The organism is Xanthomonas sp. D-109 (genome assembly GCF_017746095.1).
Taxonomy (GTDB): Bacteria; Pseudomonadota; Gammaproteobacteria; order Xanthomonadales; family Xanthomonadaceae; genus Xanthomonas_A; species Xanthomonas_A sacchari.
In genome coordinates, this window is sequence record NZ_JAGHWV010000011.1 from 1 (window position 1) to 15,463 (window position 15,463).

The 15,463-nt window shown below is 70.5% G+C and carries 16 protein-coding genes; 7 read left to right on the plus strand and 9 right to left on the minus strand.

Annotated elements, in window-relative coordinates; all coding sequences use genetic code 11:
* Positions 1-123: 123 nt before the first annotated feature.
* The 5 genes from J7357_RS11445 to J7357_RS11465 all read right to left on the minus strand — a co-directional run bounded on the left by J7357_RS11445 (position 124) and on the right by J7357_RS11465 (position 4,503).
* Positions 124-837, minus strand: a complete 714-nt coding sequence (locus J7357_RS11445; RefSeq protein WP_209246562.1) for an MOSC domain-containing protein — start codon at positions 835-837, stop codon at positions 124-126.
* 20 nt (positions 838-857) lie between these two features.
* Complete coding sequence (locus J7357_RS11450; protein ID WP_209246564.1) at positions 858-2,066, minus strand: PLP-dependent aminotransferase family protein; 1,209 nt, start codon at positions 2,064-2,066, stop codon at positions 858-860.
* Positions 2,067-2,139: 73 nt separating this feature from the next.
* Complete coding sequence (locus J7357_RS11455; protein WP_209246566.1) at positions 2,140-2,394, minus strand: DUF6587 family protein; 255 nt, start codon at positions 2,392-2,394, stop codon at positions 2,140-2,142.
* Position 2,395: 1 nt separating this feature from the next.
* A complete protein-coding gene (gene feoB, locus J7357_RS11460) occupies positions 2,396-4,255 on the minus strand; it encodes a ferrous iron transport protein B (protein WP_209246568.1) in 1,860 nt (619 codons plus the stop codon).
* Positions 4,252-4,503 carry a FeoA family protein gene (locus J7357_RS11465; RefSeq protein WP_010343348.1) on the minus strand — a complete coding sequence of 84 codons (252 nt, stop codon included), beginning with the start codon at positions 4,501-4,503 and terminating at the stop codon, positions 4,252-4,254. Before J7357_RS11465 ends, feoB begins: the two co-directional genes overlap by 4 nt.
* A gap of 124 nt (positions 4,504-4,627) precedes the next feature.
* Between J7357_RS11465 and J7357_RS11470 the strand changes: the two genes are divergently transcribed.
* The 6 genes from J7357_RS11470 (at position 4,628) to J7357_RS11495 (ending at position 8,879) form a co-directional block, all read left to right on the plus strand.
* Positions 4,628-5,416 carry an enoyl-CoA hydratase-related protein gene (locus J7357_RS11470; protein ID WP_209246570.1) on the plus strand — a complete coding sequence of 263 codons (789 nt, stop codon included), beginning with the start codon at positions 4,628-4,630 and terminating at the stop codon, positions 5,414-5,416.
* Positions 5,413-5,817, plus strand: coding sequence for a VOC family protein (locus J7357_RS11475; protein ID WP_209246572.1), 405 nt, complete (start codon positions 5,413-5,415; stop codon positions 5,815-5,817). Before J7357_RS11470 ends, J7357_RS11475 begins: the two co-directional genes overlap by 4 nt.
* Positions 5,818-5,983: 166 nt before the next feature.
* Positions 5,984-6,880: a hydroxymethylglutaryl-CoA lyase gene (locus tag J7357_RS11480; RefSeq protein ID WP_209246574.1), complete on the plus strand. Its 897-nt coding sequence runs from the start codon at positions 5,984-5,986 to the stop codon at positions 6,878-6,880.
* Between the two features lie 112 nt (positions 6,881-6,992).
* A complete protein-coding gene (locus J7357_RS11485; RefSeq protein ID WP_209246576.1) occupies positions 6,993-7,763 on the plus strand; it encodes an SDR family oxidoreductase in 771 nt (256 codons plus the stop codon).
* A gap of 113 nt (positions 7,764-7,876) precedes the next feature.
* A complete protein-coding gene (yeiP, locus tag J7357_RS11490; RefSeq protein ID WP_010343353.1) occupies positions 7,877-8,443 on the plus strand; it encodes an elongation factor P-like protein YeiP in 567 nt (188 codons plus the stop codon).
* A gap of 4 nt (positions 8,444-8,447) precedes the next feature.
* Positions 8,448-8,879 (plus strand): hypothetical protein, encoded by a 432-nt coding sequence (locus J7357_RS11495; RefSeq protein ID WP_209246578.1) that lies wholly within the window; start codon positions 8,448-8,450, stop codon positions 8,877-8,879.
* Positions 8,880-9,220: 341 nt separating this feature from the next.
* Here the strand turns inward: J7357_RS11495 and J7357_RS11500 are convergent, their stop codons facing one another.
* The 3 genes from J7357_RS11500 to J7357_RS11510 all read right to left on the minus strand — a co-directional run bounded on the left by J7357_RS11500 (position 9,221) and on the right by J7357_RS11510 (position 12,962).
* Positions 9,221-11,098: a DUF4105 domain-containing protein gene (locus tag J7357_RS11500; RefSeq protein WP_244667453.1), complete on the minus strand. Its 1,878-nt coding sequence runs from the start codon at positions 11,096-11,098 to the stop codon at positions 9,221-9,223.
* Positions 11,099-11,139: 41 nt separating this feature from the next.
* Positions 11,140-11,457, minus strand: a complete 318-nt coding sequence (locus tag J7357_RS11505; protein ID WP_010341821.1) for a DUF2388 domain-containing protein — start codon at positions 11,455-11,457, stop codon at positions 11,140-11,142.
* A 116-nt stretch (positions 11,458-11,573) separates the two neighbouring features.
* Positions 11,574-12,962, minus strand: coding sequence for an FAD-binding oxidoreductase (locus J7357_RS11510; RefSeq protein WP_209246580.1), 1,389 nt, complete (start codon positions 12,960-12,962; stop codon positions 11,574-11,576).
* Between the two features lie 261 nt (positions 12,963-13,223).
* Between J7357_RS11510 and serA the strand changes: the two genes are divergently transcribed.
* Positions 13,224-14,465, plus strand: coding sequence for a phosphoglycerate dehydrogenase (serA, locus tag J7357_RS11515; protein ID WP_010341823.1), 1,242 nt, complete (start codon positions 13,224-13,226; stop codon positions 14,463-14,465).
* A gap of 389 nt (positions 14,466-14,854) precedes the next feature.
* On the opposite strand, the gene J7357_RS11520 is transcribed toward serA, so the two are convergent.
* Positions 14,855-15,430, minus strand: a complete 576-nt coding sequence (locus J7357_RS11520) for an NUDIX hydrolase (RefSeq protein WP_209246582.1) — start codon at positions 15,428-15,430, stop codon at positions 14,855-14,857.
* Positions 15,431-15,463: the final 33 nt, after the last annotated feature.

Here is a 15,463-nt window from a genome sequence, read left to right on the forward strand (position 1 = left end):
TGCATGACAGTTGACTCCTACGACGAGCTGAAAGCAATCGCAGCCGATGGGGCATCCCACTGTGGGAGGGGCTTCAGCCCCGACGCGGCGCGACGACAGACACAGGAACGGCGCCTTGCTGCCCTACTCCGGTGCCTGCCCCAACAAGCGCTTGTCCCAGTTTTCCACCGCACGCTGCGCCAGGCGTCGCTCGAACAGCGTGCGCCAGTTCGGCACCAGCGGCAGCGCCAGCACGTCCTGCAATTGCGCCAGGTCGATCTCGCGCCGGTACAGCAGGCCGACCAGCCGCGCCAGCGGCCACTGCGGATACGGACGCTCCAGCAATTCCAGGCGATCGCCGGCGGCGACCTCCCCGGGTTGCAGCACGCGGTAGTACCAGCCGGTGCGGCCGCTGTCCTGCACGCGCCGCGCCAACGCCGGCACGCCGAAGCGGTCGGACAGCTTCCAGCACGGCTGCCGCGACTGCGAGACCTCGACCAACGCGGTCCCCAAGCGCAGACGGTCGCCCAGGCACAGGTCGGCTTCGGTCACCCCGCAACTGCTGAGGTTCTCGCCGAACGCGCCCGGCGCGTCCAGCAAGGCATGCGCGCCGAGCTCCTCGCGCCAGGCCGGGTAATGGTCGCGCGGATAATGGTGCAAGGCCTTGTCGGGGCCGCCGTGCACGCGGCGGTCGCCCTGCTCGTCCAGCTCCAGCCCTTCCGGGCCGATGCGCAGGCGCCCGTCCTGGGGCCGCTTGTCGATCGCGCTGCGGCTGCCCGGGCGGATGAACGCCTGCGCGCGGCCGACCAGGACCGCATCGATGGTCCAGGAGGCGACCGCGGAATCGGACGACGTCATCGACAGACGCGAGGCCGGGCTCAGGCCGTCGCGCGCCGGTGCGCGGCGACCTCGTCCTGCAACAGCGCGCCGAGGATGCGCACGCCGGTTTCGATGCGCTCGGCCGGCACGGTCACGAACGACAGCCGCAAGGTATTGCGCTGCGGCGCGACCGCGAAGAACGGCGCGCCGGGCACGAAGGCCACGTTGCGCTCGATCGCCTTGCTCAGCAGCGCGCCGCCGTCCATGCCCTCCGGCAGTTCGACCCAGATGAACATGCCGCCGGCTGGGCGATTCCAGCGCACCTGCGCAGGGAAATACTTGGTCAGCGCCGCGAGCATCTGCTCACAGCGGCTGGCGTACAGCGTGCGGATGCCGGGGATATGCGCATCCAGGAAGCCGTCCTGCACCGCTTCGTACACGATGCGCTGACTGAACGAGGGCGTGTGCAGATCGGCCGCCTGCTTGGCCTGCACCAGCTTGGCATGCACGGCCTCCGGCGCGACCACATAGCCCAAGCGCAGGCCCGGCGCGAACACCTTCGAGAACGAGCCCATGTAGATGGCGCCGTCCGGGTTCATCGACAGCAGGCTCGGCAGCGTATCGCCGCTGTAGCACAGCTCGCCATAGGGATCGTCCTCGACGATCGGCACGCCGGCTGCAGCCGCACGCGCGACCAATGCCTGGCGGCGGTGCAGCGGCAGGCGCCGCCCGGTCGGATTCTGGAAGTTCGGCAGCACGTACATGAAGCGCGCGCCGGCCAGTTGCGCATCGTCCAGCGCGTCCACCACCACGCCGTCGTCGTCCGACTGCATCGCCGCGAACGCCGGCTGGAACAGCGAGAACGCCTGCAGCGCGCCGAGATAGCTGGGCGTCTCCACCAGCACCTTGCTGCCTTCGTCGATGAACACCTTGCCGAGCAGGTCCAGGCCCTGCTGCGACCCGGTGGTGATCAGCACCTGGCCGGGCCGGATGCTGGCGCCGTCGCGGCTCAGCCGTGCCGCCACCCATTCGCGCAGCGGCAGATAGCCTTCGGTCGGGCCGTACTGCAGCGCCGCCTGCGGCGCATCGCGCAGCACCTTGTCGCAGGCCTCGCGCATGCGCGCGACCGGGAAGGTATCCGGCGACGGCAGGCCGCCGGCGAAGGAGATCACTTCAGGGCGTTCGGTGACCTTGAGGATTTCGCGGATCGCCGAACTGGTCAGCGCCTGCGCACGGCGGGAGAACTGGAATGGGCTGGTCATCGGCATAGGATAGTCGCCGCCCTGGCCGCGCGCATGTGCGGCGCACAAGCGTGCGGCGGCCGGCAACGCGTGGCGCGGCTCAGTGCCGCCGCGGCGGCGTCGGCCCGCAGCTGTCGCAGCCGCCACAGGCGCCTGCACCGGCGCTGGCCGGCGGTGCGATGCGCCGCCCCAGCGCCTGCAGCCAGGCCGCCCGACCGGGCTTGAGCAGGCGTAGTGCGAGTGCGCCGCGCAGCTTGCGCGTGGTGCCCGGGAACTGCTTCTTCAACACCACCCAGGCGCTGACCAGCACCGCCAGCGCGATCACCAGGTACTGCAGCAGCAGCGAGGCGCTCATTTCAGCCGGCTCCCAGCGCCACCGCGACCTGGTAGGTGACCAGCGAGGCCAGATATGCCAGCGCGAACAGGTAGAACGCGGCGAAACTCATCTGCTTCCACGAGTTGGTCTCGCGCTTGATTGTGGCCAGGGTGGAAATGCACATCGGCGCGTAGATGTACCAGACCAGCAGCGACAGCGCGGTGGCCAGCGACCAGCCATCGTGGATCAGCGGCGACAGCGCCTGCGCGGCGGCATCGTCGTCGGCCGCCGACAGCGCGTACACCGTCGCCAGCGACGACACCGCCACCTCACGCGCGGCCAGGCCGGGAATCAGCGCGATGCAGATCTGCCAGTTGAAGCCGAGCGGCGAAAATACCGTGGTCATGGCATGGCCGATGCGGCCGGCGAAGCTGTAGTCGATCGCCGGCAGGGTGGCGTCGGCCGGCGCTGCCGGGAACGACAGCAGGAACCACAGCAGGATGGTCAGCGCCAGGATGATGCCGCCGACACGCTTGAGGAAGATCGCCGCGCGCTCCCACAGGCCCAGCGCCAGATCGCGCAGGTGCGGCACGCGGTAGGACGGCAGCTCCAGCAGCAGCGGGTGCTCGCCCTTGTCGCGGCGCCACTTCTTCATCGTCCACGACACCAGCAGCGCGCTGGCGATGGCGGCGAAGTACAGGCCGAACAGCACCAGCCCCTGCTGGTTGAACACGCCCCACACCTGCCGTTGCGGGATGAACGCGCCGATCAGCAAGGCGTACACCGGCAGGCGCGCCGAACAGGTCATCAGCGGCGCCACCAAAATAGTGGCCAAGCGGTCGCGCGGGTCCTGGATGCTGCGCGTGGACATGATCCCGGGCACCGCGCAGGCGAAGCTGGACAGCAGCGGGATGAACGAGCGCCCGGACAGGCCGGCCGCGGCCATCATGCGGTCGAGCAGGAACGCCGCGCGCGGCAGATAGCCGGATTCCTCCAGCGCCAGGATGAAAGCGAACAGGATCAGGATCTGCGGCAGGAACACCACCACCCCGCCGAGACCGGCGATGATGCCGTCCACCAGCAGACTGTTCAGCGGCCCCTCCGGCAGCGTCCCGCCGATCCAGGCGCCCAGCGCCTTGGTGCCGCCGTCGATCAGGTCCATCAGTGGTGCCGCCCAGGCATACACCGCCTGGAAGATCAGGAACATCACCACCGCCAGGGTCAGCAGCCCGGCCACCGGATGCAGCAGCCAGCGGTCCAGCGCGTCGTCCACTCGCGAGGTGCGCGTCGGCATCGACACCGCCGAGGCCAGGATCGCGCGCACCTGTTGGTGATAGTCGCCCTGCCCCTCGGCCGGCGCCACCGCCGGCGGCAGCGCAGGCGCCAGTACATCGAGCCGTTCGACCAGGGCGCGCGCGCCGTTGCGGCGCACCGCCACGGTCTCGATCACCGGCACGCCCAGCGCCTGCTCCAGCGCCTGGCGGTCGATCTGGATGCCGCGGCGCTGCGCCGCGTCGACCATGTTCAGGGCCACCAGCATCGGCTTGCCCAGTTCGCGCAGCTCCAGCGCGAAGCGCAGGTGCAGGCGCAGGTTGGTGGCGTCGACCACGCAGACCAGCACGTCCGGCGCCGGCTCGCCCGGGTAGAAGCCGCGGCACAGGTCGCGGGTGATCGCCTCGTCCAGGCTGGCCGGCTGCAGGCTGTAGGCGCCCGGCAGGTCCAGCACCGCGAACTCGCGCCCGGACGGCGCGCGGAAGCGGCCTTCCTTGCGCTCGACGGTAACGCCGGCGTAGTTGGCGACCTTCTGCTTGCTGCCGGTCAGCTGGTTGAACAGCGCGGTCTTGCCGCAGTTCGGATTGCCGACCAGGGCCAGGCGCAGCGGCGCGGCCACCGCGCTCACGGGCGCACCTCGTCCAGCGCGCTGACCTGCACCCGCGCCGCCTCGCTGCGGCGCAGCGCGAAGCGCGTGTAGCCCACCTGCACCAGCAGGGGTTCGCCGCCGATCGGCCCGCTGGTCAGCACCTGCACCTGCTCGCCGGCGACGAAGCCCAGCTCGCGCAGACGCCGCGCAATGGCGTCATTGGGCTGGCGGTCGTGCACGGATTCCACGAGGGCGCTGCTGCGCAACGGCATGTCGGACAACGTCACAGCACGTTCCGTCGATAAGAATGGTTATCAATTGTAGCATCGCCGCGGCGCGTCATGGCGGCGCCGGCGCGGCCGGCTATGATCGCCGTATGGCTGCCGTTTTCCCTTTGTACGAGCGTGTTCGATGAGCGATGCCCTGTTGTTGCAACGATCCGGCAAGGTCCTGACCCTGCAGTTGAACCGACCCGAGGTCCGCAACGCCTTCGACGCCGCGCTGATCGCCCAGCTCAGCGACGCCCTGCTGCAGATCGGCGCCGATCCGCAGGTGCAGGTCGTGGTCCTGGCCGGCGCCGGCGCGGCGTTCTCCGCCGGCGCCGACCTGCAGTGGATGCGCTCGATGGCCGGCGCCAGCGAGCAGGCGAACCTCGACGATGCGCTGGCCCTGGCGCGGCTGATGCGCCTGCTCGACGAACTGCCCAAGCCCACGGTGGCACGGGTGCAAGGTGCCGCGTTCGGCGGCGCGGTGGGCCTGGTGGCCTGCTGCGACATCGCCGTGGCCGCCACCGATGCCCGCTTCGCGCTCAGCGAAAGCCGCCTGGGCCTGCTACCGGCGGTGATCTCGCCGTACGTGATCGCGGCGATCGGCGCGCGCCAGGCGCGGCGCTGGTTCGCCAGCGCGGAAACCTTCGACGCCGCCACCGCCGCGCAGATCGGCCTGGTCCACCAGGCGGTGGCGCCGGAGGCGCTGGACGCGGCGGTGCAACGCCAGGTCGCCCTGCTCGGCCAGGCCGGGCCGCTGGCCGCCGCCGGCGCCAAGGTGCTGGTGCGGCGGGTCGCGGCCGGCGGCGAGCGCGATGCGCTGGACCAGGCCAATGCGGCGCTGATCGCGCAGTTGCGGGTCTCGGCCGAGGGCCAGGAAGGACTGAATGCGTTCCTGGACAAACGCGAACCGGCCTGGAGGGCCTGCCCATGAACCCGCTCGACCATCTCGGCCTGCGCTGCAGCGACCTCGACCGCAGCCTGGCCTTCTACCGCGCCGCCCTGGCCGCGCTGGACCTGGACGTGGCGATGCAGGTGAGCGCCGAACAGAGCGGCGGCCAGCGCCACGTCGGCTTCGGCCGCGACGGCAAGCCCAGCTTCTGGATCGCCGACGGCGGCCGCGACGCCGGCGACAACGGCGTGCACGTGGCCTTCGTCGCCGCCAGCCGCGCGCAGGTGGACGCCTTCCATCGCGCCGGCCTGGCCACCGGCGGACGCGACCACGGCGCACCGGGCCTGCGCCCGCACTACCACCCCGACTACTACGGCGCGTTCCTGCTGGATCCGGATGGCCACAACATCGAAGCGGTCTGCCACCGCCCGGCAGCGGCCTGATCCGCGCCGCCGCGTCGTACCCGCGCAAGGCGCCGGCCGTGCCACCGCAGTGTCATCGTCTCCATCCATCAGGAATTCCCATGCGCCTCGCCGTTTCCCGTCTCATGCGCAGTACCCGGCAGACGCCGCGGCGCGCGCGCTCCCTCCCGGTGCGGGAGCGTGCGCGATGAGCGACAGCGTCCGCATCGTCGAAGTCGGCCCGCGCGACGGCCTGCAGAACGAGAAGGCCTGGGTCGCCACCGCCGACAAGATCGAACTGATCGCGCGGCTGGGCCGCACCGGCCTGCGCAGCATCGAGGCGACCAGCTTCGTCAGCCCGAAATGGGTGCCGCAGCTGGCCGATGCGGCCGAGGTCTACGCCGGCATCGCGCAGGTGCCGGGGGTGGACTATCCGGTGCTGGTGCCGAACCTGCAGGGCTACGAGCGCGCCGCCGCGGTCGGGGTGCGCGAGGTGGCGGTGTTCACCGCCGCCTCGGAGACCTTCAATCGCACCAATACCAATGCCGGCATCGACGAATCGCTGGCGCGCTTCGCGCCGGTGCTGGAGCGCGCGGCGGCGGACGGGGTCAAGGTGCGCGGCTACGTCTCCACCGTGCTCGGCTGCCCCTACCAGGGCGAGGTGCCGCTGGCCGACGTGGTGCGGGTGGCGCAGCGGCTGCATGCGCTGGGCTGCTACGAGATCTCGCTGGGCGACACCATCGGCGTGGGCACGCCGGGCAAGGCGCGGGCGATGCTGCGCGCGGTCGCCGCGGCGGTGCCGATGGCGGCGCTGGCGGTGCATTTCCACGACACCTACGGCCAGGCCCTGGCCAACATCGCCGCCTGCCTGGAAGAAGGCGTGCGCGTGGTCGATGCCGCCGTGTCCGGCGCCGGCGGCTGTCCCTACGCCAAGGGCGCCAGCGGCAATGTGGCCAGCGAGGACGTGGTCTACCTGCTGCACGGCAATGGTGTGGACACCGGCATCGACCTGCCGGCACTGGCCGCGACCGGCCGCTGGCTGGCACAGAAACTCGGCCGACCCACCGGCAGCAAGGTCGGCCAGGCGCTGGCGGCCGAGGCCTGAGCCGCGACGGCGCCGCATCCGGCGACAGGCTTGCGCACCGCGGGTGGTCGTCGCGTCTCGCCGCAATGGGCGGCAGCCTCTAAACTGGGCGTTTTCCTGGGAGGGAACATCCATGCAGCTCGCCGATCTGAAAGCGGTGGTCACCGGCGGCGTGTCCGGCCTCGGCCTGGCGGTGGCGCAACGCATCGTCGCCGAAGGCGGCAAGGTCGCATTGTTCGATCTGAACGACGACAAGGGCGCGGCCGCGGTCGCCGCGCTGGGCGCGGAGCAGGCCTGCTACCTGCGCACCGACGTCAGCGACGAGGCCCAGGTGGCGGCGCAGCTGGCGTCGGCACGCGATTTCCTCGGCGGACTCAATGCCGCGGTCAACTGCGCCGGCATCCTCGGCGCCGGCCGCGTGCTCGGCAAGGAAGCGCCGATGCCGCTGGCCACCTTCCAGGGCACGGTGATGGTCAACCTGGTCGGCAGCTTCAACGTCGCCAAGGCCGCCGCCGACCTGATGCAGCACAACGCCCCGGGCGAGGACGGCGAGCGCGGCGTCATCGTCAACACCGCCAGCGTCGCCGCCTACGAAGGCCAGATCGGCCAGGCCGCCTACGCCGCGTCCAAGGGCGGCGTGGTGGCGATGACCCTGCCGATGGCGCGCGAACTGGCGCGCTTCGGCATCCGCGTCAACACCATCGCCCCGGGCATCTTCTGGACGCCGATGGTCGACGGCATGCCCGAGGCCGTGCAGCAGTCGCTGGCCGCGGCGATCCCGTATCCTTCGCGTCTCGGCCGCCCGGACGAATTCGCCGACACGGTGATGTTCCTGCTGCGCAACCGCTACCTCAACGGCGAGACCATTCGCCTCGATGGCGCGGTGCGGTTGGCGCCGAAGTAGCCGGGAATGGAGAATCGGGAATGGGGAGTCGCAAAAGCGCTTCCCTCCGATTGCCAGTTCTCTGCCTTTGCTTTTCCCATTCCCGATTCCCAACTCCCGATTCCCAGCCCCAAATGAAAGCCAACGAAATCAAGAAAGGCAACGTCGTCGAGTACAACAACGGCGTGTACCAGATCCGCGACATCGAGCGCAGCTCGCCGCAGGGCCGCGGCGGCAACGTGCGCTTCCGCTTCGTGATGTACAGCGTGCCGGGCGGCAACAAGCTCGATGCCAGCTTCGACGGCGACGACGACCTGCGCGAGGTCGAGCTGATGCGCCGCCAGGCCACCTTCTCCTACAAGGACGGCGAGGCCTTTGTGTTCCTCGACGACGAGGACTACACGCCCTACACCCTGGATGCCGATGCGATCGGCACCGACGCCGGCTACATCACCGACGGCCTCAGCGGCATCTACGTGCAGGTCATCGACGACCAGCCGGTGGCGATCCAGTTGCCGCAGAGCGTGACCCTGGAAGTGATCGAGACCCCGCCGGAACTCAAGGGCGGCACCGCCACCAAGCGGCCGAAGCCGGCCAAGCTCAACACCGGCATCGAGATCATGGTGCCGGAGTACATCGGCAACGGCGAGCGCGTGCTGGTCAACACCACCACCGGCGAATTCGCCGGCCGCGCCGACTGAGCCCATGCGCGGGCGCCATGCCAATCACGCCTCCCGCGCCGGCCGCGCCGGGCACGCGCCACGGCGCGCGTCCCTCGGCCTGCTGCTGGCCGTGCCGGCGCTGGCGCTCGCCACGCCGGTGCCGCCGGCCACCGCAGCCGCGGCCAAGCCCGCGTGCACGATTCCGGACGCGGTCGATCCCGAGCATTACGAAGGGTTCTGCGCGATGCCCGCGCCGATCCGCGCCTTCGTCGCGCGCCAGGACACCTGCACTCATTTCGCCGGCGAAGAGCCCTACGACGCGGCGCGGCGGCGCGAACTGGAACGGGCGATGGCCAAGTACTGCGACGGCAACGAACAGACGTGGGCGACGCTGCGCGCGCAGTACCGCCAGGATCCGCCGCGCGACGCCTGGCTGCGCCGCTACGGCGAGGATGTCGGTCTCGAGCTGCCGTGATGGAGGCTTGCCGGCCGGCAAGATGGTGCCCTTGCGGGCATCGGCGTCGGCCTGAAGGTAGTCGCCATCGGCCAGCTCCCCCGCTTCGCTCGTCGCGGCTGAAGCCGCTCCTACAAACCGAGCGGAGGGGACGCCGCTTTTTTGTGGGAGGGACTTCAGTCCCGACGACTGGAACTATCGGCCTCCGTTCATAACGAAAAAGCTGCGCTGCAACCAGCCGATGCAACAAACCCACCGCCGGCCGCGTCGTAGGAGCGGCTTCAGCCGCAACCGCGCCGCCGTCAACCGCACGCGTGATACCTCCCATTCGATCGCCTCGCGTCGCAAGCCCGCATGCCGCACTACGGCTGCCCACCACGCTGCCGCAACAGCGACGGCGAATCCAACTGCAGCCCGCCACCTTCGCGATTGAGCGTGCGCAGGCGTTCGCCCAGCGTCGCCAGGTTGGCATCGATCTGCGCCAGGTCCGCCTGCAGCGGCGCCGGCAGCAATCCGCGCAGGCGCGCCTGCAGCGCGGCGCCGTCCTCGCGCAGCGCCGCGATTCGCGCTTGTCCCTGAACCTGCAGCCAGGCGCGTTCCTGCGCCTGCGGCAGGCCATAGCCCGGCTGCCCCTGCAGCAGGCTCGCCGGCTGACTCAGCAGCCCCTGCTCGGCCAGGACGGCACGTACCGCGCTGGCGGCGTCGCGGGTGTCGGCACCCGCCTCGCCCTCGCCCGCAGCGGCCACCGCGAACGGCAGCGGCTTGCCCAGATAGCGCCGCTTCAATGCATCGCGACCGCGCTGTTCGGCGCGGCGGCGCGCGGCGTTCTCCAGCACCAGCAAGGCCGCACTGGTGCGCAGATCGCCGCGCTGCAGCCACGGCGCGCGCTGCGCCGCCGGCAGGTCCAGCCAGGCATCGGCATTGCGCGCCGGTAGCGCCAACGAGCTCCGCGCCACCGCGAACATCTCCGCGAAGTGCGCGCTTGCCGCCGGGAAGTAATAGCCCTCCCGCACCGCCGCGTCGGCATCGTCGAGCACCGATGCATCGGCGATGCCGGCCCGTAGCAGGCGCCGGCGCAATCCGGTCGGGCTGATGCCGGACAGGTGCGCGGTCGCCAGCCGCGGTACGCCGTCGTGCAGCAAGGCGTAGGTCTCCACCGCGCAGTTGTTGCTGAGGAAGTAGTAGCGGCCGTCGTAGCTCCAGTGCAGTTGCGCGGCGCGCTCCAGCAGCGCGGCGATCTCCTCGCGCGAGAGCCGCAGCGGCAGCGACTGCAGGCCGCGCAGTTGCACCTGGGTGTAGTCGTCCACCACCTGGCGCAGCGGCAGCACGAACAGCCGCGACGGATAGGAACCGGTCAGCCCGCGCAGGCTGGAGATCTGCACGTCGTCGACGAAGGCGCGGAACGACAGCACCCGATGCTCGGCCAGGTCCAGCCGGCATGCCGGCCCCAGCGGCCGCCCCGGCGCGCAGATGACCAGGCGCAGCATGCTGTGGCCCCAGTGGCTCATCGGCTGCGCGTTGCCTTCGGCCAGCAGGTAGTCCACCGCGTAGACCCGCGCCGGGTCGATCTGCAGCAGCGCCGCCTGCTCGGCCAGCGGATCCTGCACGAACGCCAGGCCCGGCGCGCAGTCGCGGGCCGGCGGCGTCCACGCCAGGCGCTCGGCGAAATACGCGGCCAGCGCCGGCCGGCGGCAGGCGTAGTCCGGATCGAGCAGGACGTGTTCGAGATTCACCGCCACGAACTCGGCCGGCGACTGCAATTCGTAGCGGTCCGGACTGCGCTCGGTGAAGCGGTTGTGGCCGCGGCGCAGGCCCAGGCGCATCGGGCTGACCTGCCAGCCGGCCAGATCCAGCAGGCGCGGATCGGACGACAGCCGCCCTGCGGCGGAACGATCGTAGAAATGCGCCAGTTCGTGCAGCACCGCGGCCAGGGCCGGCCGCCGCGCCGGATCGACGGCCGGGTCGGTGCCGGGATCCTCTGCCGCCATCCAGTCGCGCAGCAGGCGCTTGTTCAACAGCAGGCGTTTGGCCTGCGCGCGCCCGTGCACCTGTGCGGGGAGGTCGTCGCGCCATTGCAGCGGCAGCCCTGTCGGCAGCGCGGAGGCCCAGGCCGGCGGCAGCCGCGCCTGCGCCGCGGCCAGCACGGCCTGGCTGGCGTTGCGCTCGGCTGGGCTCAGCCCGCTTTCGTCGGCAGACAGCGGCGCAGCCGCTGCGGGCATCGCAGCGGCCAGCGCCAGCATCGCCAGCCACCGCGCGCCGAGGCGCCGTGGCCGGCACGCGGTCACAGCGCCAGGATCGCCTGCGCCAGTTCCAGGTCGCTGGCCTGCTGTGCCTGCGGGTTGCGCTCGCGCAGCACGCGCAGCGCCGCTTCCAGTTGCACGCCGCGGATGCGCCCGGCGCTGGCGACGAAGCCGGCCGCGTCGTCGCGCGCCTGCAGCACCACCTTGTCGTTGTTGGAACTGCTGTCCGAAGACGCCGAACTGCCGGCCGAACCGGCCGAGGCCGAACCGGCGGAGCTGCCGGCGAAGCTGGACGCCTGCGCGAACGCGGGCAGGATCAGGGCGAACAGCAGGGCGCAGCGCGCGGTCACTCGGGTCATCGCATTCGTTCCAAACAGGATCGTGAAAAGGGGGACGGCCTGCGCCGCGCCGCATAGCCTAGCGGTCCGCCGCGCGCAGCGCCTGAACGGGTCGCGCGGCAGCGGCGCGGCTGGGCTCAGGGATCGAACAGCTTGCCGGGATTGAGCAGGCCGGACGGATCGAACACGCGCTTGACCGCACGCATCAGCGCGATCTCCTCGGCGCTGCGGGTGCTGTCCAGGTAGGGTTTCTTGACCAGGCCGATGCCGTGCTCGGCGGAGATGCTGCCGCCGTGCTCGGCCAGTACCTGCGCCAGCAGCTTGGTCACCTGCTCGCAGGCGGCGATGAACTCGGCCGGCGCGGTGGCGTCGGGCTTGAGCACGTTGATGTGCAGGTTGCCGTCGCCGATGTGGCCGAACCACACCACCTCGAACTGCGGGTAGGCCTCGCCGAGCAGCGCCTGGGTCCGTGCCAGGAACGCCGGCATCGCCGAGATCCGCACCGAGACGTCGTTCTTGTACGGGGTGTAGCGCGCCACCGCCTCGGTGATGCCTTCGCGCAGGCGCCACAACTGCGCCGCCTGCGCCTCGCTCTGGCTGATCAGCCCGTCCAGCACCCAGCCCTGCTCCATGCAGGCCTCGAACGCGGCCAGCGCCGCGGCCTCCTGCGCCTCGTTGCCGCTGGCGTACTCGGTGACCACGTAATAAGGATAGACGGTGTCGAACGGCGCCTGCGCGCCATGCGCGAGCACGTGCTGCAACGCGCGGTCGGTGAAGAACTCGAACGCCTCCAACTGCAGCCGGCTGCGGAACGCGGCGAACACCTGCATCAGCACCTCGAACGAGGGCAGCGCCAGCAGCATCACGTTGCTCGGCGGCGGCGGATCGGTGAGCCGCAGGGTGGCCTCGACGACGATGCCGAGGGTGCCTTCGGAGCCGATCAGCAACTGGCGGAAATCGTAGCCGCTGGAATTCTTGATCAGGCCGCGGTTGAGCTCGAGCAGCTCGCCGCTGCCGGTGACCACCTTCAACCCGGCGATCCACTCGCGGGTGTTGCCGTAGCGGATCACGCGGATGCCGCCGGCGTTGGTGGCGATGTTGCCGCCGATCGAGCAGGACCCGCGCGCGGCGAAGTCCACCGGGTACAGCAGGCCGTGCTCGCGCGCGGCGTTGTGCACCGCTTCCAGCGGCATGCCGGCCTGCACGGTGAGGGTGCGGTCGACCGGATCGAAGGCCAGCGCCTTGTTCATCCGCTCCAGGCTCAGCACCAGCTCGCCGCGCGCGGCCACCGCGCCGCCGGACAGGCCGGTGCGACCGCCGGAGGGCACCACCGCCACCGCGTGTTCGTTGGCCCAGCGCAGCACCGCCTGGACTTCCTCCACCGTCGCCGGCAGCGCGATCGCCAGCGGCGCCGGGGTCCAGCGCCGGGTCCAGTCGCGGCCGTAGTGCTCAAGGTCGGCGGGATCGGTCTTCAGGCGCAGGCCGGGAACGGCGAGGGCCAGGGCATCCAGGCGCGGGTCGGTCATGAGCGGAGAGGCATCGGCGGAGGCAAGCATTCAAGCGTGCCAGCGTTGCGCAACGGCGTCCAGTTCGCTGCCAGCGCGTCGCTGCTTTTGCGAATCGCCAATCCCCACTCCCGAATCCTCCGCCGGCCACCGCCAATCGATGCACCTGAAACCGTCCACCGGCGTTGCATCCACGGTCTCCCGGCATCCTATTGCGGCGCACCAAAGCGTGGAGCCATCTGGCATAGTGACCGGCCCGCTGGCCATCGCTCCCTCATCGCAATGTCGCCCAAGAAGACCTCGTTTCCGAAGCAGGATATCCGCGTGCTGCTGCTCGAAGGCATCAGCCAGACCGCCGTCGACGTGTTCCGCGCGGCCGGCTACTCGCAGATCGAGCTGCACGCCAAGTCGCTGCCGGAAGAGGAGCTCAAGCAGCGCATCGCAGAGGCGCACATCGTCGGCATCCGCTCGCGCACCCAGCTCAGCGCCGAGGTGCTGGCCCACGCCAAGCGGCTGATCGCGGTCGGCTGCTTCTGCATCGGCACCAACCAGGTCGACCTGGATGCCGCCGAACTGGCCGGCATCCCGGTGTTCAATGCGCCCTACTCCAACACCCGCAGCGTCGCCGAACTGGTGATCGCCGAGGCCATCCTGCTGTTGCGCGGCATTCCGCAGAAGAACGCCGAATGCCACCGCGGCGGCTGGTCGAAGTCGGCCGCCGGCAGCCACGAGACCCGCGGCAAGGTGCTGGGCATCGTCGGCTACGGGCATATCGGCACCCAGGTCGGCGTGCTGGCCGAGGCGCTGGGCATGCAGGTGATCTTCCACGACATCGAGACCAAGCTGTCGCTGGGCAACGCCCGCACCGCCACCGACCTGGACGACCTGCTGGCGCGCTCGGATGTGGTCACCCTGCACGTGCCGGAAACCGCGGCCACCCGCGACATGATCGGCGCGGCGCAGCTGGCGCAGATGAAGCCGGGCGCGCACCTGATCAACGCCTCGCGCGGCACCGTCATCGACATCGACGCACTGGACGCGGCGCTGCGCAGCGGCCACATCGGCGGCGCCGCGGTGGACGTGTTCCCGATCGAGCCCAAGGGCAACGGCGACCTGTTCGAATCGCCGCTGGTCGGGCACGACAACGTGATCCTGACCCCGCACGTGGGCGGCAGCACGCTGGAGGCGCAGGACAACATCGGCGTGGAAGTGGCGGCCAAGCTGGTGCGCTACAGCGACAACGGCAGCACCCTGTCGGCGGTGAACTTCCCCGAGGTCACCCTGCCCGAGCACGCCGAGAGCCTGCGCCTGCTGCACATCCACCGCAACGTGCCGGGCGTGCTGTCGCAGATCAACGAACTGTTCTCGCGCCACAACGTCAACATCGACGGCCAGTTCCTGCGCACCGATCCCAAGGTCGGCTACGTGGTGATCGACGTCGGCGCCAGCGAGGAGCAGGCGGCGGTGCTGAAGGAGGAACTGGCGCAGGTGGCGGGGACGTTGCGGACGCGCATTCTTTACTAGCTGGGATTGGGGATTGGGGATTGGGGATTCGTGGGTGCGCTGCGCGCCCGACCCTCACCCCAACCCCTCTCCCGGTGGGAGAGGGGCTCAGCCATCCGACCGGAGCCGGCTGTTCCTTCTCCCCTCGGGACCATGGCCCCCTTTTGCGGGGGAAAGTGCCCCACAGGGGCGGATGAGGGTGCGGGCGCAGCCTCGTAGAGCCAAAACACCGCGTGCGCTGCGCGCCCGACCCTCACCCCAACCCCTCTCCCGATGGGAGAGGGGCTCAGCCATCCGACCAGAGCCGGCTATTCCTTCTCCCCTCGGGAGAAGGTGCCCCGAAGGGGCGGATGAGGGTACGGGCGCAGCCTCGTGTTGCCAGATGGATGCAGCGCTTCGCGCCCGTACCCTCACCCCAACCCCTCTCCCGGGGGGAGAGGGGCTTGCCGCTCTAGCCACTTGCGCGCCATGCGCCGCAGCGACGGATCCAGATCCGCTTCATCCAGCAATTCAGCGATCGGGCGCCAGGCCAACGCCAGCGATTCTTCACTGACCGCGAAGACTTCGTCCGCGCCGGCGCGGACCACATACCGCGCATCGTAGTGCCAGTGCCCCGGCACCTCGCCCCGCGCAGGAATCCAGTGCCGGTCCAGGTCGAAGATCGCGCCATCGTCCAGTACCAGGCCAGCCAGCCCCGACTCCTCCTCGGCCTCCTTCAACGCCACCCGCGCCAGATCGCGGTCGCCGTCGGCGTGTCCGCCCAGTTGCAGCCAGCGCTGCAGCTTGCGGTGATGGGTCAGCAGGGTGCGCGTGCCGTCGGCGCTGACCAGCCAGGCCGAGCCGGTGAAATGGCCGTCCAGGCGCGCGCGCACGAATGGATCGGCGGCATCGTCCAGCAAGGCCAGGAACTGCGCAGCGACCTCGGCCTGCTGCGGACACTGCCGGGCATGGACCTGCAACTGCTGGCGTAGGGGCGACTCCGGCATCGGCGTTCTCGCGTTCGGGGGCCGCCATTATCG

Coding starts and splice junctions, on each gene's coding strand:
- J7357_RS11445 (WP_209246562.1), bottom strand. CDS start 837: ATGACGTCGTCCGATTCCGCGGTCGCCTCCTGGACCATCGATGCGGTC.
- J7357_RS11450 (WP_209246564.1), bottom strand. CDS start 2,066: ATGCCGATGACCAGCCCATTCCAGTTCTCCCGCCGTGCGCAGGCGCTG.
- J7357_RS11455 (WP_209246566.1), bottom strand. CDS start 2,394: ATGAGCGCCTCGCTGCTGCTGCAGTACCTGGTGATCGCGCTGGCGGTG.
- J7357_RS11470 (WP_209246570.1), top strand. CDS start 4,628: ATGAGCGATGCCCTGTTGTTGCAACGATCCGGCAAGGTCCTGACCCTG.
- J7357_RS11475 (WP_209246572.1), top strand. CDS start 5,413: ATGAACCCGCTCGACCATCTCGGCCTGCGCTGCAGCGACCTCGACCGC.
- J7357_RS11480 (WP_209246574.1), top strand. CDS start 5,984: ATGAGCGACAGCGTCCGCATCGTCGAAGTCGGCCCGCGCGACGGCCTG.
- J7357_RS11485 (WP_209246576.1), top strand. CDS start 6,993: ATGCAGCTCGCCGATCTGAAAGCGGTGGTCACCGGCGGCGTGTCCGGC.
- yeiP (WP_010343353.1), top strand. CDS start 7,877: ATGAAAGCCAACGAAATCAAGAAAGGCAACGTCGTCGAGTACAACAAC.
- J7357_RS11495 (WP_209246578.1), top strand. CDS start 8,448: ATGCGCGGGCGCCATGCCAATCACGCCTCCCGCGCCGGCCGCGCCGGG.
- J7357_RS11500 (WP_244667453.1), bottom strand. CDS start 11,098: ATGCTGGCGCTGGCCGCTGCGATGCCCGCAGCGGCTGCGCCGCTGTCT.
- J7357_RS11505 (WP_010341821.1), bottom strand. CDS start 11,457: ATGACCCGAGTGACCGCGCGCTGCGCCCTGCTGTTCGCCCTGATCCTG.
- J7357_RS11510 (WP_209246580.1), bottom strand. CDS start 12,962: ATGACCGACCCGCGCCTGGATGCCCTGGCCCTCGCCGTTCCCGGCCTG.
- serA (WP_010341823.1), top strand. CDS start 13,224: ATGTCGCCCAAGAAGACCTCGTTTCCGAAGCAGGATATCCGCGTGCTG.
- J7357_RS11520 (WP_209246582.1), bottom strand. CDS start 15,430: ATGCCGGAGTCGCCCCTACGCCAGCAGTTGCAGGTCCATGCCCGGCAG.